General features: G+C 74.1%; 22 protein-coding genes, 1 pseudogene and 1 riboswitch. Of the genes and pseudogenes, 9 read left to right on the forward strand and 14 right to left on the reverse strand.

The window, feature by feature from the left end:
- Positions 1-295: 295 nt before the first annotated feature.
- Complete coding sequence (gene mnmA, locus RNC47_RS27430; protein WP_311602491.1) at positions 296-1,423, reverse strand: tRNA 2-thiouridine(34) synthase MnmA; 1,128 nt, start codon at positions 1,421-1,423, stop codon at positions 296-298.
- A gap of 27 nt (positions 1,424-1,450) precedes the next feature.
- Positions 1,451-2,620 (reverse strand): cysteine desulfurase family protein, encoded by a 1,170-nt coding sequence (locus RNC47_RS27435; RefSeq protein ID WP_311602493.1) that lies wholly within the window; start codon positions 2,618-2,620, stop codon positions 1,451-1,453.
- A 92-nt stretch (positions 2,621-2,712) separates the two neighbouring features.
- Between RNC47_RS27435 and RNC47_RS27440 the strand changes: the two genes are divergently transcribed.
- Positions 2,713-3,381: an N-acetylmuramoyl-L-alanine amidase gene (locus RNC47_RS27440; RefSeq protein WP_311602494.1), complete on the forward strand. Its 669-nt coding sequence runs from the start codon at positions 2,713-2,715 to the stop codon at positions 3,379-3,381.
- Here the strand turns inward: RNC47_RS27440 and RNC47_RS27445 are convergent.
- From RNC47_RS27445 to RNC47_RS27460, 4 genes are all read right to left on the reverse strand, one after another.
- The gene (locus tag RNC47_RS27445; protein ID WP_311602496.1) at positions 3,374-3,550 is read right to left on the reverse strand and encodes a hypothetical protein; all 177 of its coding nucleotides are present in this window, start codon (positions 3,548-3,550) and stop codon (positions 3,374-3,376) included. The two genes, RNC47_RS27440 and RNC47_RS27445, sit on opposite strands and share 8 nt — an antisense overlap.
- A 38-nt stretch (positions 3,551-3,588) precedes the next feature.
- Positions 3,589-4,170, reverse strand: coding sequence for a hypothetical protein (locus tag RNC47_RS27450; protein ID WP_311602497.1), 582 nt, complete (start codon positions 4,168-4,170; stop codon positions 3,589-3,591).
- Positions 4,167-4,787: an RNA polymerase sigma factor gene (locus RNC47_RS27455; RefSeq protein WP_311602547.1), complete on the reverse strand. Its 621-nt coding sequence runs from the start codon at positions 4,785-4,787 to the stop codon at positions 4,167-4,169. Before RNC47_RS27455 ends, RNC47_RS27450 begins: the two co-directional genes overlap by 4 nt.
- A gap of 94 nt (positions 4,788-4,881) precedes the next feature.
- On the reverse strand, positions 4,882-5,979 hold the full coding sequence (locus RNC47_RS27460) for a peptidoglycan recognition protein family protein (protein ID WP_311602499.1): 1,098 nt from the start codon (positions 5,977-5,979) through the stop codon (positions 4,882-4,884).
- 314 nt (positions 5,980-6,293) lie between these two features.
- On the opposite strand from RNC47_RS27460, the gene RNC47_RS27465 reads away from it, so the two are divergent.
- Positions 6,294-7,226: an endonuclease/exonuclease/phosphatase family protein gene (locus RNC47_RS27465; protein ID WP_311602501.1), complete on the forward strand. Its 933-nt coding sequence runs from the start codon at positions 6,294-6,296 to the stop codon at positions 7,224-7,226.
- Positions 7,227-7,276: 50 nt separating this feature from the next.
- Here RNC47_RS27465 and RNC47_RS27470 read toward each other — a convergent pair whose 3' ends face one another.
- Complete coding sequence (locus RNC47_RS27470; RefSeq protein ID WP_311602503.1) at positions 7,277-7,513, reverse strand: chaplin; 237 nt, start codon at positions 7,511-7,513, stop codon at positions 7,277-7,279.
- Positions 7,514-7,797: 284 nt separating this feature from the next.
- Entirely contained in the window at positions 7,798-8,337 is a 540-nt protein-coding gene (locus RNC47_RS27475; protein ID WP_311602506.1) for a flavoprotein, read from the reverse strand.
- Between the two features lie 113 nt (positions 8,338-8,450).
- Here RNC47_RS27475 and RNC47_RS27480 point away from each other — a divergent pair, with 113 nt between their 5' ends.
- Together RNC47_RS27480 and RNC47_RS27485 are read left to right on the forward strand one after the other, a co-directional pair.
- The gene (locus RNC47_RS27480) at positions 8,451-9,647 is read left to right on the forward strand and encodes a helix-turn-helix domain-containing protein (protein ID WP_311602508.1); all 1,197 of its coding nucleotides are present in this window, start codon (positions 8,451-8,453) and stop codon (positions 9,645-9,647) included.
- 189 nt (positions 9,648-9,836) lie between these two features.
- The gene (locus RNC47_RS27485; protein ID WP_311602510.1) at positions 9,837-10,037 is read left to right on the forward strand and encodes a hypothetical protein; all 201 of its coding nucleotides are present in this window, start codon (positions 9,837-9,839) and stop codon (positions 10,035-10,037) included.
- Between the two features lie 189 nt (positions 10,038-10,226).
- Here RNC47_RS27485 and RNC47_RS27490 read toward each other — a convergent pair whose 3' ends face one another.
- From RNC47_RS27490 to RNC47_RS27510, 5 genes are all read right to left on the reverse strand, one after another.
- On the reverse strand, positions 10,227-11,669 hold the full coding sequence (locus RNC47_RS27490) for a VWA domain-containing protein (protein ID WP_311602512.1): 1,443 nt from the start codon (positions 11,667-11,669) through the stop codon (positions 10,227-10,229).
- A 16-nt stretch (positions 11,670-11,685) separates the two neighbouring features.
- Entirely contained in the window at positions 11,686-12,912 is a 1,227-nt protein-coding gene (locus RNC47_RS27495; RefSeq protein WP_311602513.1) for an AAA family ATPase, read from the reverse strand.
- Between the two features lie 144 nt (positions 12,913-13,056).
- Positions 13,057-13,530, reverse strand: coding sequence for a Dps family protein (locus tag RNC47_RS27500; RefSeq protein ID WP_311602514.1), 474 nt, complete (start codon positions 13,528-13,530; stop codon positions 13,057-13,059).
- Between the two features lie 91 nt (positions 13,531-13,621).
- On the reverse strand, positions 13,622-14,404 hold the full coding sequence (locus RNC47_RS27505) for an enhanced serine sensitivity protein SseB C-terminal domain-containing protein (RefSeq protein WP_311602516.1): 783 nt from the start codon (positions 14,402-14,404) through the stop codon (positions 13,622-13,624).
- A 121-nt stretch (positions 14,405-14,525) separates the two neighbouring features.
- Entirely contained in the window at positions 14,526-15,293 is a 768-nt protein-coding gene (locus RNC47_RS27510; protein WP_311602517.1) for an enhanced serine sensitivity protein SseB, read from the reverse strand.
- A 158-nt stretch (positions 15,294-15,451) separates the two neighbouring features.
- Positions 15,452-15,543: riboswitch (glycine riboswitch) on the forward strand.
- Between the two features lie 181 nt (positions 15,544-15,724).
- On the opposite strand from RNC47_RS27510, the gene gcvT reads away from it, so the two are divergent.
- The 5 genes and pseudogenes from gcvT (at position 15,725) to RNC47_RS27540 (ending at position 20,038) form a co-directional block, all read left to right on the forward strand.
- Positions 15,725-16,834, forward strand: a complete 1,110-nt coding sequence (gcvT, locus tag RNC47_RS27515; RefSeq protein ID WP_394814896.1) for a glycine cleavage system aminomethyltransferase GcvT — start codon at positions 15,725-15,727, stop codon at positions 16,832-16,834.
- Between the two features lie 46 nt (positions 16,835-16,880).
- On the forward strand, positions 16,881-17,267 hold the full coding sequence (gcvH, locus tag RNC47_RS27520) for a glycine cleavage system protein GcvH (protein WP_311602518.1): 387 nt from the start codon (positions 16,881-16,883) through the stop codon (positions 17,265-17,267).
- A gap of 23 nt (positions 17,268-17,290) precedes the next feature.
- Positions 17,291-18,673, forward strand: coding sequence for an L-serine ammonia-lyase (locus RNC47_RS27525; protein ID WP_311602519.1), 1,383 nt, complete (start codon positions 17,291-17,293; stop codon positions 18,671-18,673).
- A gap of 393 nt (positions 18,674-19,066) precedes the next feature.
- Positions 19,067-19,196: pseudogene (locus RNC47_RS27535) on the forward strand (IS5/IS1182 family transposase); the annotation flags it as partial.
- Between the two features lie 290 nt (positions 19,197-19,486).
- Positions 19,487-20,038: a DUF6624 domain-containing protein gene (locus RNC47_RS27540; RefSeq protein WP_311602521.1), complete on the forward strand. Its 552-nt coding sequence runs from the start codon at positions 19,487-19,489 to the stop codon at positions 20,036-20,038.
- Between the two features lie 169 nt (positions 20,039-20,207).
- On the opposite strand, the gene RNC47_RS27545 is transcribed toward RNC47_RS27540, so the two are convergent.
- The gene (locus tag RNC47_RS27545; RefSeq protein ID WP_311602522.1) at positions 20,208-20,417 is read right to left on the reverse strand and encodes a LexA family protein; all 210 of its coding nucleotides are present in this window, start codon (positions 20,415-20,417) and stop codon (positions 20,208-20,210) included.
- Between the last annotated feature and the right edge of the window lie 12 nt (positions 20,418-20,429).

Here is a 20,429-nt window from a genome sequence, read left to right on the forward strand (position 1 = left end):
GTCACGCGATGCACGGCCCGCCAGGGCCGAGGGCCCGCGGCGGCTGCGCCGCCGGGCCACGCGGCCCGTGCCGCGCGAGGCCACCCGCCAAAGGGCGGGTGGGTGGGCGCGGCACGGCCGCAGGCCGGCACGGCCGCAGGCCGGCACGGCCGCAGGCCGGCACGGCCGCAGGCCGGCACGGCCGCAGGCCGGCACGGCCGCAGGCCGGCACGGCCGCAGGGCCCGGCTCGTGGCGGCGAAGCCGCCGAGCCGGGCCCTGCGGGCCGGTGGCCAAGGCACAGCGCCCAGCGAAACCTCAGGCGCTCGCCGTCGTCGTGGCGCGGGTCGTGGTGGCGATCGTCGCGGAGCCGACGACGCGGGGGCCGTCGTAGAGGACGACCGCCTGGCCGGGGGCCACCCCCCGCACCGGCTCCGCGAAGCGGACCCGTAGCGCGCCGTCGACGAGTTCCGCGGTGACCGGGGTCTCGCCGCCGTGGGCGCGCAGTTGGGCGGTGTAGTCGCCGGGGCCGGCCGGTGGGGCGCCGCACCAGCGGGGGTGGATGGCGGTGAGCGCGGTCACGTCCAGCGCCTCGACGGGCCCGACCGTGACGCGGTTGTCGACCGGCGAGATGTCCAGGACGTAGCGCGGCTTGCCGTCCGGCGCCGGGTGCCCGATCTTCAGGCCGCGCCGCTGGCCGACGGTGAAGCCGTGCGCGCCCTGGTGGGTGCCGACCTTCTGGCCCGCCTCGTCGACGATGTCGCCCTCGGCGGAGCCGAGGTGGCGGGCGAGGAAGCCCTGCGTGTCGCCGTCCGCGATGAAGCAGATGTCGTGGCTGTCGGGCTTGCGGGCCACCGCGAGGCCGCGCCGCTCCGCCTCGGCGCGGATCTCGGCCTTGGTGGCCCGGGTGTCGCCGAGCGGGAACATCGCGTGCGCCAGCTGCCGCTCGTCGAGGACGCCGAGGACGTAGCTCTGGTCCTTGGACAGGTCGGCCGAGCGGTGCAGCTCGCGGCCGCCGTCGGGGGTCCGCACCACGCTGGCGTAGTGGCCGGTGCAGACCGCGTCGAAGCCGAGCGCCAGCGCCTTGTCGAGCAGCGCGGCGAACTTGATCTTCTCGTTGCACCGCAGGCACGGGTTGGGCGTGCGGCCGGCCCGGTACTCGGCGATGAAGTCCTCGACCACGTCCTCCCTGAACCGCTCGGCGAGGTCCCAGACGTAGAACGGGATGCCGATGACGTCGGCGGCACGGCGCGCGTCCCTGGAGTCCTCGATGGTGCAGCAGCCGCGCGCCCCCGTCCGGAAGGACTGCGGGTTGGCGGAGAGCGCGAGGTGGACGCCGGTCACGTCGTGCCCGGCCTCGGCGGCGCGCGCGGCGGCGACCGCCGAGTCGACGCCGCCGGACATGGCGGCCAGCACCTTCAACCGGGGGGCAGGTGTGTCAGTCATAACGTCATCCAGGGTACGGCGGCCGGCTCAGCTGAGCCCGGCGGTTCTGGCCCGGGCGACGGCCGGCCCGATGGCCTCGGCCACCGCGGTCACGTCGTCCCGGGTGGTGGTGTGCCCGAGGCTGAACCGCAGGGTGCCGCGCGCGAGTTCGGGGTCGGCGCCGGTGGCGAGCAGCACGTGGCTCGGCTGGGCGACGCCGGCCGTGCAGGCGGATCCGGTGGAGCACTCGATGCCCTGGGCGTCGAGCAGCAGCAGCAGCGAGTCGCCCTCGCAGCCGGGGAAGGCGAAGTGCGCGTTGCCGGGCAGCCGGCCCGCCGGGTCCGGGTCGCCGCCGAGCAGGGCGTCGGGCACCGCTTCGCGGACGGCCGCGATCAGCTCGTCCCGCAGGGCGCCGATCTCGCGGGCGAACGTCTCACGGCGCTCCGCGGCCAGCTCGGCCGCCACGGCGAAGCCGGCGATGGCCGGCACGTCGAGGGTTCCGGAACGGATCTCGCGCTCCTGGCCGCCGCCGTGCAGCACGGGGGTGGGGGTCCAGGCGCGGCCGAGCAGCAGCGCTCCGATGCCGTAGGGGCCGCCGATCTTGTGTCCTGAGACGGTGAGCGCGGCGAGGCCCGAGGCCTCGAAGTCCACCGGCAGCTGGCCCACGGCCTGCACCGCGTCCGCGTGCATGGGGATGCCGAACTCGCCGGCGATGGCGGCCAGTTCGTGGATCGGCTGGATGGTGCCGATCTCGTTGTTGGCCCACATCACGGTGATCAGCGCCACGTTTTCCGGGTCGCGCTCGACGGCGGCGCGCAGCACGTCGGGGTGGACCCGGCCGAAGGCGTCCACCGGCAGCCAGTCGACGTCGGCCCCCTCGTGGTCGGCCAGCCACTCGACGACGTCGAGGACGGCGTGGTGCTCGACGCGGCTGGCCAGGACGCGGGTGCGGCGCGGGTCGGCGGCCCTGCGGGCCCAGTAGAGGCCCTTGACGGCGAGGTTGTCGGCCTCGGTGCCGCCGGCCGTGAAGACCACCTCGCTCGGCCGGGCGCCGAGCGCGGCGGCCAGTGCCTCGCGCCCCTCCTCGACCGTGCGCCTGGCCCGCCGCCCGGAGCCGTGCAGTGCCGAGGCGTTCCCGGTGCTGGTGAGCTGGGCGGTCATCGCCGCGATCGCCTCGGGCAGCATGGGGGTGGTGGCGGCGTGGTCGAAGTAGGGCATGGTGGAGCCGATTCTACGAGCCGGGCTGGAACCGACCGCGGGCCGCGGGCGTTCTCGGCTGCGTGGAGCGTGGAGGGGGTGGAGAGGGTTCGATGGGTGAACATGGGAACACCACGCGCCGTGGTGTCGGCCGGCGCGCGGTGCTGCTCGGCGGCGCGGCGGGGGCTCTGGGCCTGGGCGGGTACGTGGCGCGGGACCGGCTGAACGACTGGTGGTGGCGGTACTCGGGGGTCGAGACGCCGCGGGTCGAGGGTGAGGTGGATCACCCGGGCGCCGAGTGGGTCCCGGCGTCGCCGGCGAACTACCGGCGGGCGAGCCGCCCGCGCGGCTACGACATCGACCGGGTGGTGATCCACATGCCGGAGGCCACCTACGACATCACGCTGCGGGTCTTCCAGGACCCGAACCACCAGGCCGCCGCGCACTACGTGGTGCGCTCGGAGGACGGCCATGTGGCCCAGATGGTCCGGGAGTTGGACGTCGCCTACCAGGCGGGCAACCGGGGCTTCAACGAGCGCAGCATAGGCATCGAGCACGAGGGCTGGGCGGACGAGCCGTCCTACCTGACGGACACGATGTACGAGTCGTCGGCGCGGCTGGTGGCCGGGATCTGCGCGCGGTACGGGATCCCGGTGGACCGGGACCACATCGTGGGCCACAACGAGGTGCCGGACGTGGTGCGGATCTGTCCCGGCCCGCACTGGGACTGGGACCGGTACCTGGAGCTGGTGCGGAGCGCCGCCGCTAGTGCCGCTAGCTGAGCTGACCGAGCCGGGTGAGCTCGGCCGCGCAGCGCTCCGCGTCCTCCTGCCGCTCGAACAGCGCGGCCCGCAGGTGGTATGTCTCGGGGTCCGGGACGTGGGCGAGATGGCCCTCGTCCGAGACGACGTACCAGCCGCGGGTCGCACTGTGCCGTGCCTCGTAGCGCATGCGCGCCACGGTACCGGCTCCGCCGGGGCGGGCGGGGGCTATGCGCAGGAGCCGGGGAAGAAGGCGAGGGCCTCCATGTCGCCGTGCGTGTCGTGGACCACCGTGTCGCCGGGTTCCAGCAGGAAGCCGGTCTCCTCGCCGGTGCCGGGCAGCTCCTCCAGGCCGCTGCTCGCCTGGATGACCCGGAGGGAGACGCGTGGATCCGCCGGTCCGGCGTCGCCGTCCGAATCCACCGTCGCCATGTCGGTCTGCCCCAGGGGGTGATAGCGGTCGCCGCCGCCGCAGACCAGCACGTCCTCCGGCTCCTCGACGACCGTCATACCGGCGGCCCGCAGGTCGGCCACCATGTCCCTGATGTCCTCCGCGTCGTACTCCCGGAACTGGAAGTAGGTGAACGCCACCGTGCCGTCCTCGTTGCGCTCCACCGCGTAGGCGGCCGAGGCGCCGCCGCCCGGCAGGACGAGGAACGACACGGCCGCGGCCGCCGCGGCCAGGCCGAGGCCGGCGCGGGCGGGGGTCAGCAGGCGGCGGCGTGGGGTGGCCGGGGCCTCGGTGGCGGCGGCCCGGCGGACCTCGTCCTTGAGCTCGTCCAGCAGGCGGTCCTCGAAGGTGCTGTTCATGCCCTGCTCCCGGTGATCGCGACGGCCCCGTCGGTGGTGATGGTGGTGGTGGTCTCGGTGGCGGCGGTGTCCTGGCCGCCGGCCAGCGCCGCGCGCAGCCGGCCGCGGGCGCGGTACAGGCGGACCCGGGCGGCGGTGGGGCGGATGCCGAGGGCGTGGGCGGCCTCGGGGACGGAGAGCTGGTCGGCGACGATGAGTTCGAGCAGCGCCCGCTCGCCCTCCGGCAGGTCGGCGAGGGCGGCGACCAGGCGGCGGCCCTCGTTCTCGGCGACGAGCTTCTCCTCGAGTCGCGCGATGTCGTCCGCCTCCAGCAGCCGACGGCCGGCGACGCGGCCGTTGAGCACGTGTTCGCGGGCGGTGCGCCGGCGTTCGGCGGAGACGATGTTGCGGGCGACGCCGTAGAGCCAGCCGCGTTCGCTGCCGAGCGCGGGCCGGTAGGTGTGCCCGGAGTCGATCACGGCGAGGAAGACCTCGGCGGTGAGGTCGGCGACCGTGTGCGGGTCGTCCATCCGACGGGCCAGGAAGCGGGTCACCGCGTCGACGTGCGCCCGGTAGAACTCCTCGAAGAGCTCCGGGTCCCGGGCGGCGGCCGCCGGCCCGCCGCGGCTTCTGGTTATGTTCACGTAAGCGTCTCCCGCCCTCGTGCCAATTCCTACACCTCTGCTTGGCGTGAGGGCGGGAGACCGTTACCGGCGGGGCCGGGCCGGGGGCTCAGGCCGCCCAGTAGAGGGACTCGGCGAGCGCCCAGTCGACGGTCACCGGCTCGTCGCCGAAGTGGATCACCTCGACGCGCAGCCGGCCCCTGCGGCTGCCGGTGAGCTGCCCCGTCCAGGTGTAGGTGAAGTGGCCGTCACCGCCCGAGTGCACCGGCGAGTTGATGGGGAGGGTGCCGGTGCGCTCGAACTTGCCGTCCTCGCCCTCCTGGTACCTGGCGAGCCGGATCTGGAACTCGGCGCCGCGCTGCAGGCCCCTGACCCGCACGCCTATGGAGGCCGAGAAGAAGACCGGCCCGAACAGGATGCTGACCTGCGGCTCCTTCTCCACCCACCCCTTGCCCTCGTACTGGCGGTTGAAGTGGAGCGTGGTCCAGGTGTCGGGCTCGATGGTCCTGGTGTACTCGTGGGTGCCGTACAGGGAGCGCTTGGGCACTATGTCCCCCTCCTCGTCTTCCTGGTCTCCGGTGTCGGGGCTCCAGCCCGCGTCGTGCCGCAGGCGCTCGGCGACGCGCCGCCGGACGTCGCCCATGGAGATGCCGGGGCCGCGCGGGTCGACCTTGCCCGGCTGCCACTCGAGGTGGCCGATGACCGAGGTGTCGCCCTCCTTGCCCCAGCCGTGCGCGCGGCAGATGGCCGCGGAGGCGCGCACGATGGCCTCGACCTGGGCGGCGGGCCAGGGGTCCTCGTTGTCTCCGAGGTTGATGCACTCGAAGCCGTAGAAGTGGACGTTGCCGTCGGTGTCGGACTCGTTGTCGGCGGGCAGGTCGCGCTCCGCGATGACGGCGGCGAGCACGTCGCCGTCGCCCTTGCCCGCGTGGTTGGCGCGGCCGTGGCCGACGAGGTGGACCGTGCCGTCCTTGGCGATCACGCCGTGGCACAGCGGCCCCGGCAGGTCGGAGCGGCCGTTGTAGCACAGGGCGACCGAGGAGTCGGTGCCCGAGGTGACCGTGTGGTGGATCATCACGCCGTGGACCGGGCCCCAGGCTCCGGCGCCGTTGCGGTTGTGCGTCCGCCACGACTTGTACTCGGCGACCTTGACGCCCTCGTCCTTCAGGGCCTTGAGCAGTTTGTCGGCGGATAGCGGAGTGGCCATGGTTAACCCCCCGATCGGATAAGCGGTTGCGAACCCCGGCTGGTGGGCTCGCGGACTCCTATGACATCTACGTCCGGGGTCGGGCCGACCGCAAGACGGCGCATGCCGCGACGGCCCGCTCCTTTCCCTTAACTTCCATGAATCTACGTCGAGTTGATGCCCCGTGCCGGAAGCTGGGAAAACTTGTACCGCTTCGACAAAATTCAACGGGAACCGGCGCACCTCCCAACGTTCGACTGGCGTTCGGCGCGTGGACGTGTGCGGCGGCGACAGTCCTCGTCGGACGCTGACTTCCCAGCACAAGGAGGACTGTCATGGGGATTTCCCGGCGAGGGGTGCTCGGCGCGGCCGGCGCCGCGGGCGCCGCCGGCCTGGTCGGCCTCGGCGCGACGCAGGCCACGGCCGCCGCGCCGCTGGAGCGGGGCTCTCGCGACGCGCTGATCGGCGAGGCCACCGGCGACCGGCTGCACGTGATGACGTTCAACATCCGCATGGACGCGAACGCCGCGCCCGGGACGCCCGACTCCTGGGCCGACCGCCGCCCGGTCCTGGCCCGCTTCCTCGACCTGGAGCGGCCGACGCTGCTCGGCGTGCAGGAGGCCCTCTACCACCAGGTCAAGCAGGTGCGGGACGACCTGCCGGGGCACTACGACTGGATCGGCCTGGGCCGGGAGGGCGGCGGCCGGGGCGAGTACATGGCGATCTACTTCGACGCCCGCCGGGTGGAGCCGCTGGACTACGACCACTTCTGGCTCTCCGACACGCCCTCGGTGATCGGCTCGGCCAGCTGGGGCAACACGGTGGTGCGGATGGTCACCTGGGTGCGGTTCCGCGACGCGCGCACCGGGCGCGAGTTCACGCACGTGAACACCCATTTCGACCACCAGTCGGAGAACTCGCGCCAGCGGAGCGCCGCCCTGGTGCGCGACCGGATCGGCGGTTTCGACCCGACGCTGCCGGTCCTGCTCACGGGTGACTTCAACACCCCGGCCGGCACGTCCGAGTCCTACCGGATCCTCACCGCGGAGGCCGGTCTGTCCGACACCTGGCTGACCGCCGAGCGCCGACTGACCCCGGCGTGGGGCACCTTCCCGAACTACCGCGACCCGGTGGAGGGCGCCAACCGCATCGACTGGGTGCTCGCCGGCGACGGCGTGACCGTGCTGCGCGCGGCGATCAACACCTACCGCCACGACGGCCGCTACCCCTCCGACCACGCCCCGGTCCAGGCGCTGGTCCGGCTCTGAACGCGCCGAAGCCCCCCGTCCGGCCGGCCGGACGGGGGGCTTCGAGCGGGTCACTTCTGGACGCAGACGTTGCCGAACGCGGGGTTCAGCAGCGCGAGGATGTCGATGGTGTTGCCGCAGACCTGCAGCTCCAGGTTGATCGGAATCTGAACGTTGTTGCCGGACAGGATGCCCGGGGACCCGGCGGCGAACCCGGCGGCGTCGGCGTCCGCGTTGGCGACACCGGCCGCGCCCATGACGCTGACGGCCGCCAGCGCGGTGGCGGCGAAGGCGCTACGCATGCGCATGTCTTTCTCCTGCTCTCCATGAATCGGGAATCGACGGAACGTCGCCCCCGATCACACCCCGCCGCTCCCCGCCACCCCGGGCATTCACCCGCTCGCGGGCGTGGCTCGGCGGAAGGCGGCCGCTAGAGCCGGTCGACCGTCGACCACAGGACGAGGACCAGCGCCGGGGCGAGCGGCACGGTGGCGCTCACGCCCCAGTACCGTCGCGCGGACAGCGCCCGCGCCGGAGTCCCCTTCCGCACCAGGACGTTGGCCAGGAACCAGTGGGCGCGCGCGGCCCGCTGTCAACTCATGGCCTCCGCCGCGGCGAGGGCCAGGTGCCAGGGGTAGGACTCGGGGCGGCCCTGGCCCGGCGGGTTGGGGACGAAGCCGTCCGGGGGGCCGAGGAGGACGCGGGCGCCGGTGGCGCGCAGGGTCGCGACGGAGCGGTCGAACTGGGGGTGCGAGGCGTAGGCGCTGTTCACGCACGGCATGACGATCAGCGGCCGCCGTTTGCCCAGCGCCTCGCACGCGTGTGCGGCGACCCAGGTCGGGGTCAGGCCGAGCGCGACGGCGTTCACCGTGTTGAGCGTCGCGGGGGTGACGGCGGTCACGTCCGCCGAGGGCCAGCCGTCGTGCGCGCCCGGCGCGCGGTGCTCGACGCGCACCGGGTGGCCGGTCAGCGTCGCCAGCTCGGCGAGCCGGTCGGCGAGCCAGTCGGCCGCGGTCGGCGTCATCCCGAGGCACACCTCCCACCCGCCGGCCCGCGCCGCGCGTATCGCCCGGTCGACGTACCGCACCGGCGGCGCGGCACAGGCCAGCAGATGGAGAACGCGGTTGGTCATGGGAGCAGTTCAGCACACACGACCGACCGCGCCCGACCGGACTGGTCGGTGGTCGGCCACGGGTAGAGCCGTTCCACGCGCCCACCCCGGGAGCGGAAAGGAACGGAGCCCGCATGGCCGACCCCTGTCCCGACGACCACGACCGCACCGGCGCCAGGATCGCCGCGTACCGCAAGCGAGCCGGCCTCACGCAGCGCGGCCTCGCCCAGCGCATCCCGTACTCGTACAGCCTGCTGCGCCATGTCGAGGCCGGCCACAAGCGGGCGTCGCCACAGCTGACCGCCGCCGTGGCGCGCGCGCTCGGCGTGCCCGTGGCCGCGCTCACCGGCTCCTCGGTGCACACGCTGCACCCCGACCGGGTCGCCGCCCTGGTCCGCCCGATCCGCGAGGCGCTCGACGTCTACGACCTGCCGGTGGACGCGTACCTGCCGCAGGCGCCGGCGTTCGAGCTCACGGCCGCCGCCGACGGGCTCTGCCAGGACGTGCGGGCGGCCCGCCTGCAACTGGCGGCCGCGGCGCTGCCGAGCCTGCTGCTCGACCTCTTCGTGGCCTGCCGGGAGCGCCCGACGACCGAGCTGTGGCGGTCGCTCGCGTCGACCTGCCGCAGCGCGCACGACGTGGCCACCAAGCTCGGCTACCAGGACCTGGCGGCGCTGGCGCTCGACCGCATGGGGTGGGCCGCCGAGCGGGCGTCCGACCCGGTGCTCGCGGCGATCCGACAGTACAAGCGGGCGCTGTCCTACCGTTCGCCGTCCGCGCAGCACCACATCGGTCTCCGCATGGTCGCCGAGGGGCACCGGCTGCTCGGCGGCCGGGTCGCGGACGGCCTCGCGGCGCGCGCGGTGGCCGGCCAGCTGCACCTCGGGGCCGCGGTGCTCGCGGCCCGCGCCGCCGACGTGCCGCTGATGGAGAGCCACCTGGCGCAGGCCACCGAGCTGGCCGAGCGCTCCGGCGAGATCGGGCACGTCCACTGGCTGTCGTTCGGGCCGGCCAACGTGAGCGCGCACGAGACGTTCGCACGCCTGGAACTGCGTCAGTTCGACGCCGCCTACGCGGCGGCGCGCGCCGTGCGCCCGCCGCGCGGCTGGGCCACCTCGCGCCGGGCCGCGCACCTGGTCGACCAGGCGCGCGCCGAGTTGGAGACCGGCCGGACGGACGCGGCGCTCGCCTCACTGTCGCTGGCCCGGCGGCTCGCGCCACAGCAGACCCGCTTCCACCCACGCGTCCGCGAGACGGTGCAGGGGCTGCTGCACATCCGCCGCAGCTCCCCGCACGCGCTGTCGCGGCTGGCGGCGTGGGTCGGGGTCTGAGACGGGGTCCTGGACGGCAACGCTACGCGTGTCACCCAGGAGTGACACTTGCGGTCCCCCCGGAGCGGCAGGGTGGAGGGGTCCGTTCACCGACGACGCCTAGGGGGGACCTGGTGCACACCGAAACCGCCGCCGTCCGTCACGGCGTCCCGTCCATATCCCGGCGCCGGGCGCGCGGGAGGGCCAGCCGTGCCTGACCTGCCCGCGCCCCGGGCCGAGGCCGACGCCGAGGTCGAGCCCCTGGCCGAGGTCACGGTCATCACCGGCCTCGAGGGGCCGGTGGAACCGGCCGCGCCCGTCACCTGTTCCTACTGCGGCAACGGCATCGTGGTGCACGACGACCACGCGGCCAACTGTCCCTGGCATCCGGGAAAGGCGGCGGCCAGCTGAGCGCCGGCGGCGCCCCACCGGTATGACCATTTCCCTCGCCCGGGTGAGACCGCGCCGCCACCGGCATGAACGGCCGGCGTGACGTGCAGATCATCGGGTGACCGTCCGGGCGCCGGCCTGCTCCCCGCGCCCGGCGGTCGCCGTCCGCCTGCCACCGTCCCCACCCCCATCCCTCCGGCGCGCCCCACGTCAGATCACGCGGAAGAGGTCGGCCGCGGCGTGCACGTCGGTCAGGTCCTCGACGGAGCGGAGGTTGTCGCACAGGGCCTCCAGGACCGAGCCGGCCCCCGCCGCGCGCGGGGCGCCGACGGCCACGCCGAAGAGCCGGAAGCCAAGACGGCGCTTGGCCTCGTGCCAGCCGCGGGTCCACTCCTCGGTGACGTCGCACTCGTCGTCGGTGATCAGCACGATGTCGCCGCGGGCGCGCGCGGCGTCCTCGAACTCCTCCGCCAGCAGTTCGGCGGCCGCGCTGAGCGGCGTCTGGTAGCTGGTGCCGCCGCCGAGAAAGGTCTCCGCGAAGTCGAGCACCGGGGCGACGCCGGCCGGCTGGTCGGCCGGGAAGCGGAAGATCCGGATCCGGTCGGCCGAGGAGAACAGGACGCCGACGAACTCGCGCCTGGCGCGGCGGGCCTGGTCCAGCAGCGCCAGGGCGCACGCCTTGGCCCACGCCTCCCTGGTGACCCCGCCGGGCCCCGCCTCGTACATGGAGTGCGAGGTGTCCACACACGCGATGACCGCGCCCCGGCCGGTGGCCCGCTCCCCCTGGCTCTCGTAGAGCATCAGCTCGCCGGCGGCGTAGCGGGCGGCGAACACCGCGCGCAGCTTGGGCAGGCCGAGGTTGGCCAGCTCGGCGGGGATGACGCGGGCGAGGTCGTCGCCGAGTGTGACGCCGACGAGCTCCCCGGTGGCGTTCTCCACCCTGCGGGCGCGCTCGCCGTCGGCCATCTGCCGGAAGCGACCGATCAGTTCGGCCCACCGCGCGAGCCGGCCGGTGCGCAGCCGCTCGGCGAGCCGGGCGCGCTGGTCGAACGGCATCCGTTCGAGCTCGGCGGGCCCGACGCCCCACGCCCGCATCAGCGCGGCCTCCTCCCGCACGGCCGCGGCGGCCCTCGCCGCCGCGTTCCGCGCCTCGGCCCCGATGCCCGGGGCCGCGGCCGCGAGGGCCAGCGCCGCCCGCCGGTGCGCCCCGGTCACGTCCGCCACGTCCGCCACGGTCGTCGCACCCCCGGCGGCCCGTTCGGCCTCCTCCTGGGCGTCCCGGGAGCGTTCCAGCATCCGGCGCAGCGCCGCGGCCTGGGCCAGCACGGCCATGGCGGCGGCATAGGGGTCGCCGGCCGTCTCCCGGCGCAGCTCGGCGAAGTCCGGCGACTCCGTCAGCGCGGCGACGATCCGGTGGTTGACCAGCCGGGAGGGGGCCATCTCGCCGTGCTCGCGCAGCCGTGGGCGGACCTGGTAGGCGGCCAGGAACGCGTCGGTCAGCAGGTCGCCGGCGTGCTCGTGGCGCTCGGTCAGCTCCTCCACCAGCTCCCGCAGTCCGGCCGACTGCCGGTAGGTGTCGCGCCAGGTGAGCCGGTCGAACCGGTCCGCGACCACGGCCGCGGTGTGCCCGCCGGCCGGCACGTCGTCCACCATCTGGTCCTCCGGCCCGTCAGAGCTGGGCCCGCACCATGCTCGCGTCCACGCCGAGGGCCTCGGTGAGGACACGGGCGCGGACGGCGCGCTGGCGCCCGGTGACCCGGTCGATGGCGGCGGTGGAGCGGCCGGCGCGCACCGCCTCCTCGCGCAGCTTCTCCAGCCGCTGCCCGGCGATGGCGAGCCGGCTGTGGGCCTTCTTGATGACCCACTCGCTCAGCGCCTCCCGGGACTGCCCCGCCATGGCGTCGAGCTGTGCCTCCAACTCCTCGATGGTGTCGGCCAGGTCGAGCGCCTCCCTGGCGTCCGGGTTGACCAGTTGCAGCACCTCGCGCTCGACGGTCGGGCGCTGGGCGGGCGAGTCCCACAGCACATGGGTCAGCACCGTGAGGTCGGTCTCGCCGACCGCCGAGCGGCCGTCGAGGTACGCGGACGCCTGGAGCAGCCCCACCGCCTGCCGCCAGCGGCGGTCGGAGGCGACGAGTTCCCTGCGGCGCAGGGCGGCCCGCAGCGTGCACACCGCGTCCACGATCGCGTCGGGCACATCCACGGCGGGGACGGCGTCGGTCACGGCGTGCCGCAGCGCGGCCAGTTCGACCGTGGTCCTGGTCGGCGCCGCCGGGCGGCGGACGGCGGAGCGGACCAGCGCGGCGAAGTTCGAGGGGTCCGTCAGGTACCCGACCTCGATCCGGACCAGCAGCCGGTCGTAGATCGCGGCCGAGTCCTCCCCGCCGGGCAGTTCGTTGCTGGCCGTGATGGCCCCGATCAGCGGGCAGCGGACGGGCGCGCCGCCGTTCTCCGGGTGGTATATCCGCTCGTTGAGGTAGCCGAGGGTCTCGTTCAGCGCGGCCGTCGAGCACTTGAAGATCTCGTCGATGAAGGCGATGTGCGCGGTCGTGGCGCGGCCCTCGTACACCTGCCGGTACTCGCCCCTGGCCAGCGCGGCGACGTCGATGGGGCCGAACATCCTGGTCGGCGCGGTGAACTTGGACAGCAGGATCTCCCAGTAGGTCGCGCCCTCCACCCGGCCCGTGAGCTCCCGGGCCAGCTCGGACTTCGCCGTCCCCGGCGGGCCGAGCACCAGCGAGTGCTGCCCGGCCAGCAGCGTCACCACCAGCGTCCGCACCACGTCGGCCCGCTCGTAGAAGCGCTCCGACAGCTCGTCGGTGATCGCCCGCAGCCTCCTGGCCGTGTCCTGCGCGTCCCGCCCGTCCCGCACATCCTGCGCGTCCTGCGCGCCCATCCTCAACTCCCCTGCCGTGCCGCTCCCTCGGGCCGCCGGGGCGGCCCCTCCCCAGAAAGCTACGACGTGGGGCGACATGCCAGGACCCCCGACCGCCCGGTCGGGGGTCCTTCGCCGCTCGGCCGCCGTCGTCCGGCGCCGGTGTCAGCCGCCGTTCTCGGCCTGGAACATCCAGGCGTGCTTCTCGAGGTCCTTGGTGACCTGGATCAGGATGTCCTCGGTGACCCGGTCGACCGGGCCGACCTCGTCCATGCGCTCCCGCATGCGGATGATCACCGCGTTGAGCGCGTCGACCATGGTGCGGACGGCCTGGGTGTCCTGCTGCCAGCCGTCGGCGACCTTGGCGATGCCGGTGCCGGCGGCGACGGTGGCGGCGCGGCCGTCGGGGGAGACGCCCAGGGTCGCGGAGCGCTCGGCGACGGTGTCGGAGTGGGAGCGCGCCGTCGTGACCACCTCGTCGAGCTGGAAGTGGATCGACCTGAACCGGGGCCCGATGATGTTCCAGTGGGTCTGCTTGGCGACCAGCGCGAGGTCGATGAGGTCCACCAGTGCCCCTTGCAACGCCTCGCCGACGACCTTGGTCGCGGTGTCGGGCAGCGAACTCTTCACCGTGTACATGCAGCGTCCCCTTTCAGAGCACGAGTGTCTGATATGCGACGTCTGTCTCCACCGTAACCCCGGGACCGGTACCTCCGCCCGGTCAGCCCGGTCAGTGGGGACGGGGATACCCGTACCCGTGTTGGCGCAGTGCACCCGGATCGTGTGCCGCGGGGGCGTCGCGGTCGTAGAAGGGGCGCGCGTTGGCGCGTAACCACATGGCGACCGGGTCGTAACCGTCCGCCATCGCGACCGTGGCCACCGGCAGCCCCTCCGGGACGGCCGCGATGGCCTGGCGCATCATCTGTCGCACGGCCTCCGCCGAGCGGTCCTCCGGCTCCTCCACGTCCAGGCCGATCACCAGGTAGGCCGGGCCCACCGCGGGCCGCACCCAGGCCCGGCGCAGGCTGCGCAGCACCCGGGTGCGCTCGGCGAGCGCGACGAGCTCGGCGTAGAAGCCGTCGGCTCTGACGGCCGGCTCGGTGATGCGCAGCGGTCCCGCCGGGAGCCGGTCGAGGCCGCCGGCGATCCGGCGCAGGTCGAGCCAGGGGACGCCCAGGCCGCCGCCCGGGGCGTGCGGGTTGAGCCACAGGCCCCAGTGGTCGGGGTAGAGCGCGGCGGCGATGTCCCGGCCGCCGACCACCTCGTGCTCCCTGGTCCAGCCGCTGGCGAGCAGCTCGCGCTCGGAGGTGACGCACGGCGCGTAGCCGTGGCCGGCCACCTCCATGCTGCCGTACTGGGCCTCGGGGTCTCCCGACCGGCCGTGCCACAGCAGCATCCAGACCTCGCCGGCGGCCAGCGCCGCGAGCAGCCGTTCGTACGCGTCGAGGCGGTCGGGGGCGATGCTGGGCAGCAGCTCCTCGACGCCCGCTCCGACGCCCTCGCCACCGGTCACCGGTCCCACCCCTCCCCGTGCGGTTCACGCCGCCGTCGCGCGCCGTCGTACGCCGTGGTGCGCCGTCAGCCGCGGGCGGCCGGCCAGGGCGCCGACCGTCGGGGAGACCGCGCGGTGCGCGTCAGGCGTCCCGCGTGTAGAACGGCTGCACGCACTCCCTGAGCCAGTCCACCACGGGATCCTCGGCGGCATCAAGAAGCACCAGTTGCACCGGCCAGGCCACCGGCCTGCTGGCCAGCGCCCGGCCGAGCGCGTCGTGGACGGCGAGCCGGCTGGCGTCGTCGAGGTGCTCGAGCTCCACGCCGACGAAGAGCGAGGGCGAGCCGCCCTCGGTGCTGGCCAGGCCGCGCCGCGCGGTGCGCACGAAGCCCAGGCCGGTCAGCTCGCCGGAGACGGCGGACAGGAAGTCGATCGGGTCCTCCTGCCAGTCGGGCTGGAAGAGCCGCATCCGCGCCCCGGAGGGCACGCCGGGCGCCCGCTCGCCGGGGTTCACCCGGCACAGCTCGGCGACCACGGCCGGCGGCACCGGCACGCCGACCGTGCCGCCGGGGTTCACGGCGATGCCGACCTGCGGCGGCAGTCCGCGGGCGAACTCCCACGCCGGCGCGACGGCGAACGGCAGGTGCGAGGCGCCCCCCAGGTGCAGTTGCTCGGCCGAGCTGAAGACCGGCACGAACACCCCGCCGTTGAGCTCGATGGTCGGCAGGTCGAGGCTGCGGCTCTCCCGGCCGCCGCCCTCGGGCAGCGGCACCCACAGGGCGCTGCGGGCCAGCACCTTCAGCAGCCGCGGGCCGGCGTCGGCCACGCCGAGGGCCGCCGCCAGCGTCTCCTCGAGCTCGTTGCCCGGCCAGCCGCCGCCATAGCCGGGACCCTGCCTTGCCATGTTCATCGTTTCAGCCCACCATCCGCTCAGATCACGATCCACTCGCGAGCGTCGAGAGGCACCATAACGGCTGCCGGGCACGGCCGTTGGGCCGAGCGCCCCGGCGACCGGGCCGCCGGCGACGGTTCGTGCGATGATGTCCGCACAACCGCATACTGGCCGTTCGACCGCGCGCGGGAGAGTCCCCGGCGTTCCGGGGCGCCGAAGGAGCAAGTCCTCCCTTGAATCTCTCAGGCCCCGATACCGCACGCGGAAGGCGAATCTGAAAAGCGGGCCAGCCCCTCGGGGCCGGCCCCACCCACGGTGCAAGCCGCTCCGCCCGCCCGGGCGCCCGGCGAACCTCTCAGGTGCCGATGACAGATGGGGAGGGCCACGGCGGTCGGCTCTGTCCGCCGTACACCGGCCCCTCGCCCCCGGAGCACCTGGAGCCCACGCCCATGTCCCGCACCACCCCGCTCGACGCCACGCACACCGCGCTCGGCGCGGTCATGACCGACTTCGCCGGCTGGCGGATGCCGCTGCGCTACGGCAGCGAGCGCGCCGAGCACCAGGCGGTGCGCACCGCCGCGGGCCTCTTCGACCTCTCACACATGGGCGAGATCACCGTGACCGGGCCCGCGGCGGGCGCGCTGCTCGACCACGCGCTGGTCGGCGAGCCCTCCGCGCTGGCCGTCGGCCGGGCCCGCTACACCATGATCTGCGACGAGCGCGGCGGCATCCTCGACGACCTGATCGTCTACCGCCTCGGCGCTGAGGAGTTCCTGGTCGTGGCCAACGCGGCCAACACCGACCCGGTGCTGACGGCGCTCACCGAGCGGCGGGCCGGTTTCGACGCCACGGTCCGCGACGACCGCGAGCGGTACGCGCTGATCGCCGTCCAGGGCCCCGCCTCCCCCGCCGTCCTCGGCCGGCTCACCGACGCCGACCTGGCGTCCCTCCGCTACTACGCGGGCCTGCCCGGCACGGTCGCCGGCCGGCCGGCGATGATCGCCCGCACCGGCTACACCGGCGAGGACGGCTTCGAGCTGTTCTGCGCCCCCGAGGACGCCGAAACGCTGTGGCGGGCGCTGACCGACGCCGGCGCGGCGGACGGTCTGGTGCCCTGCGGCCTCGCCTGCCGCGACACGCTGCGCCTGGAGGCCGGCATGCCGCTCTACGGCCACGAGCTGACCACCGACACCACCCCGTTCGACGCCGGCCTCGGCCGGGTGGTCAAGCTCGGCAAGCCGGGCGGCTTCGTCGGCCGCGAGGCGCTGGCCGCCGCGGCCGAGCGGGCCGAGCGGCAGCCGCCGCGCGTCCTGGTCGGCCTCGTCGCCCGGGGCCGGCGGGTGCCGCGCGCCGGGTACCCGGTGGTGGCGGCGGACGGCACGGTGATCGGCGAGGTCACCTCGGGCGCCCCCTCGCCGACGCTGGGCCGGCCCATCGCCATGGCCTACGTGGACGCGGCGCACGCCGCCCCGGGCACCGAAGGGGTCGCCGTCGACGTCCGGGGGACGCACGAGCCGTGCGACGTCGTCGCGCTGCCGTTCTACCGGCGCCAGAAGTAGCCAGCCATTCGTACCACCAACCACCCTGATCCGGGAGAATCCCCTCATGAGCGACAACCCTGAGCAGCTCCGTTACAGCCAGGAGCACGAGTGGCTTTCGGCCGTCGAGGACGGCGTGGCGACGGTCGGCATCACCCGGTTCGCGGCGGACGCGCTCGGCGACGTGGTCTTCGTCCAGCTGCCGGCCGTCGGCGACACCGTCACCGCCGGCGAGTCCTGCGGCGAGTTGGAGTCGACCAAGTCGGTCAGCGAGCTGTACTCCCCCGTCAGCGGCGAGATCACCGAGGCCAACCAGGCCGTCGTCGAGGACCCGTCGCTGGTGAACACGGAGCCGTTCGGGGACGGTTGGCTGTTCCGGGTCAGGGTCGACGAGTCGGCGGAGCCCGCGGGGCTGATGTCGGCCGCCGAGTACGACGCCCTCACCAACGGCTGATCGACGACCGGGCGCCCCAGGCCATGGCCCTCTCCGTCTTCGACCTGTTCTCCGTCGGCATCGGCCCGTCGAGCTCGCATACCGTCGGCCCGATGCGGGCCGCGCGGATGTTCGCCCGGCGCCTGAAGAACGAGGGGCTGCTGGCGCACACGGCCGCCGTGCGGGCCGAGCTGTTCGGCTCGCTCGGCGCCACCGGGCACGGCCACGGCACGCCCAAGGCCGTGCTGCTCGGCCTGGAGGGCCACGCCCCCGACACGGTGGACGTGGACCGGGCCGACGAGGAGGTGGCCAGGATCCGGGCCAGCGGCCGGCTGCGGCTGCTGGCCGCGGAGATCGGCGACGCCCACCCGATCCCGTTCGACCCCGACGCCGACCTGGTGCTGCACCGGCGCGAGGCGCTGCCGTACCACGCCAACGGCATGCGGCTGGCCGCCGCGGACGCCGCCGGTGAGCCGCTGCTCACCAGGACCTACTACTCGGTCGGCGGCGGCTTCGTCGTCGACGAGGAGGCGATCGGCGCCGACCGGATCCGGCTCGACGACACCCGCCTCCCCCACCCCTTCCGCACCGGCGACGAGCTGCTGCGGCTCACCCGGGAGACCGGCCTCTCCGTCTCCGCGCTGATGCTGCGCAACGAGACGGCCTGGCGGAGCGAGGCCGAGGTGCGGGCCGAACTGCTGCGGATCTGGGCGGTGATGCGGGCCTGCGTGGCGCGCGGCCTGGACCGCGAGGGGATACTCCCCGGCGGGCTCAGGGTCCGCCGCCGGGCCGCCACCTCGGCCCGCCGGCTGCGCGCCGAGGGCAACCCGGCCGACGCCGCGCTGGAGTGGGTGACGCTCTACGCGATGGCGGTCAACGAGGAGAACGCGGCCGGCGGCCGGGTGGTGACCGCGCCCACCAACGGCGCGGCCGGCATCATCCCGGCGGTGCTGATGTACTACATGGACTTCGTGCCGGGCGCCGACGAGGAGGGCGTCGTCCGCTTCCTCCTCGCGGCCGGCGCGGTGGGCATGCTGTTCAAGGAGAACGCCTCCATCTCGGGCGCCGAGGTCGGCTGCCAGGGCGAGGTGGGCTCGGCCTGCTCGATGGCCGCCGCCGCGCTCACCGAGGTGCTCGGCGGCACCCCGGAACAGGTGGAGAACGCGGCCGAGATCGGCATCGAGCACAACCTCGGCCTCACCTGCGACCCCGTGGGCGGCCTGGTGCAGATCCCGTGCATCGAGCGCAACGGCATGGCGGCCGTCAAGGCCATCACCGCCGCCCGCATGGCGCTGCGCGGCGACGGCCGCCACCATGTCTCACTCGACAAGGCCATCCGCACGATGAAACAGACCGGCGCCGACATGAGCGTCAAGTACAAGGAGACGGCCCGCGGCGGGCTCGCGGTCAACGTGGTGGAGTGCTGACCGGGCCGCCTCCGACCTGCTGGAATGGCTCTTTCACCTCTGTCTAGCCCTTCCTGGCTTACCCAGCGGAAAGTCTTGGAGAAGTCCCTGGGAGATCCATGAGGGACGGGTCGCTGACCAGCCTGTATGCAGGGCCGTCACCAGGAGTGTGCGTCTCAAGGGCGGTCCCGCAGCCACAAGGCGCCCCCAGTCCTGCTGCGGCTGATCCGGCATGGGACTCCCCTTCCCTGTCGGTGCTTCGTATCCGACTCAGTGCACATCGCCTGGAGATCCAGTTCTGGCCCTCTGCCTCGTCGAGCATGATCTGGATCTGCCAGGGGTCTGAAGGGCCGGGCCGGCGCCAGATGTCGTGGACGCCGGTGGACAAGGTCTCTCCGGACTGCCACGGCCTGAGAGTCCCTGATCCCACTGGTGAAGGGGATACCGCCGATCCGCTCCCGGCGCGAACGCCGACGGCGCAGACCGGCAAAGCTCCATGCCGGGACACGACTACGACCACCTGCCGCGCGGCACGGCCCCCAAAGCGCCAACCTGCCCCGCGGTTGCCCCACCCGCCTGTCCTTACCAGCGCGGTCAGGAGCCCTCAGGCCGCTCAGGAGGCCGTGCAAGGCGTAGAGGAGTCGGCCGGGCCGGAGGGCCGGGACTGGCGCGCTGTGGTGCCGGCCGCCAGGAAGCCCACCAGCGGGTCGGAGGCGGCCACCACTCGCAGCGGGCGGGGCGTCGGCGGGCGGCCCGGATCAGGTCCTCCGTGCGCATGGATTCCCGCTCGCCAGCCTCCGGCTCTACCCTGGCGCCGACGAGCTGGGGGTGCGCGTGAGCAAGACGACCGGCGGAGCCGCCGATGACCTCGACTCCTCCGCGGAACTCGCCGCGGAGCTGCTGCGCCGCCGCGACGAGGACCAGCACGTGCGAGGCCTCCTGCCCGACACCGGGCCCTGGCCGAGCGACGTGCTGGAGCGCATGCGCAGGATCGACGCGGACAACACGGCGTTCCTCAAGCGTGTGATCGCCGCCCACGGCTGGCCCGGGCTCTCGCTCGTCGGCCGGCACGCCGCCAACGCGGCCTGGCTCATCGCCCAGCACTCGGACGCCGATCCGGAGTTCCAGCGCCATGCTCGAGACCTCATCGCCGAGGCGGTCGCGAAGGGCGAGGCGCCCCGACGCCACCTCGCCTACATCACCGACCGCTGCCTCGTCCACGAAGGACAACCGCAGCTGTATGGGACGCAGTACTTCGACAACGGCGACGGTGCCGGGGTGAGACCGCGCCCCATCGCCGACCTCGACCGGCTCGACCAGCGCCGGGCCGAGGCCGGCCTCAGCCCGTACGCCGAGCACGACGCCCGGATGCGGAAACGCCCATGACACGCCTCCTTCTCCGCCGGGGCCCACGCCGCGTTGCCCCCGGGCGGAGCCGCGACGGCTGGGCACCGTCGGCACTCACGGACTCGTTGAGCAGGTCCTCGCGCCCGGTGGCGGCGACGTTCGGGGCGCCGGCGGCGGCTGGCCGCCGCACGCAGCCGGCCACTCCCCGTCATCGCCGAGGCAGGTAGCGCAGCGAACGCCCTTGGCCACTGCGGCAGATGACGCCTTGCCGCTCCATATCCCGTAGGTGGTGGTGCACCGTGGCGGGACTGGAGAGGGCGACCGTCCGGGCGATCTCTCGGATGGTCGGAGCCTCGCCTCGGTCGGCGATCGCGCTACGGATCGTGTGCAGGATCCTCGCCTGCCGGTCGATGCTCACCCAGGGCTCTCT

The sequence above is a fragment of the Streptomyces millisiae genome (genome assembly GCF_031845425.1).
Lineage (GTDB): Bacteria > Actinomycetota > Actinomycetes > Streptomycetales > Streptomycetaceae > Streptomyces > Streptomyces millisiae.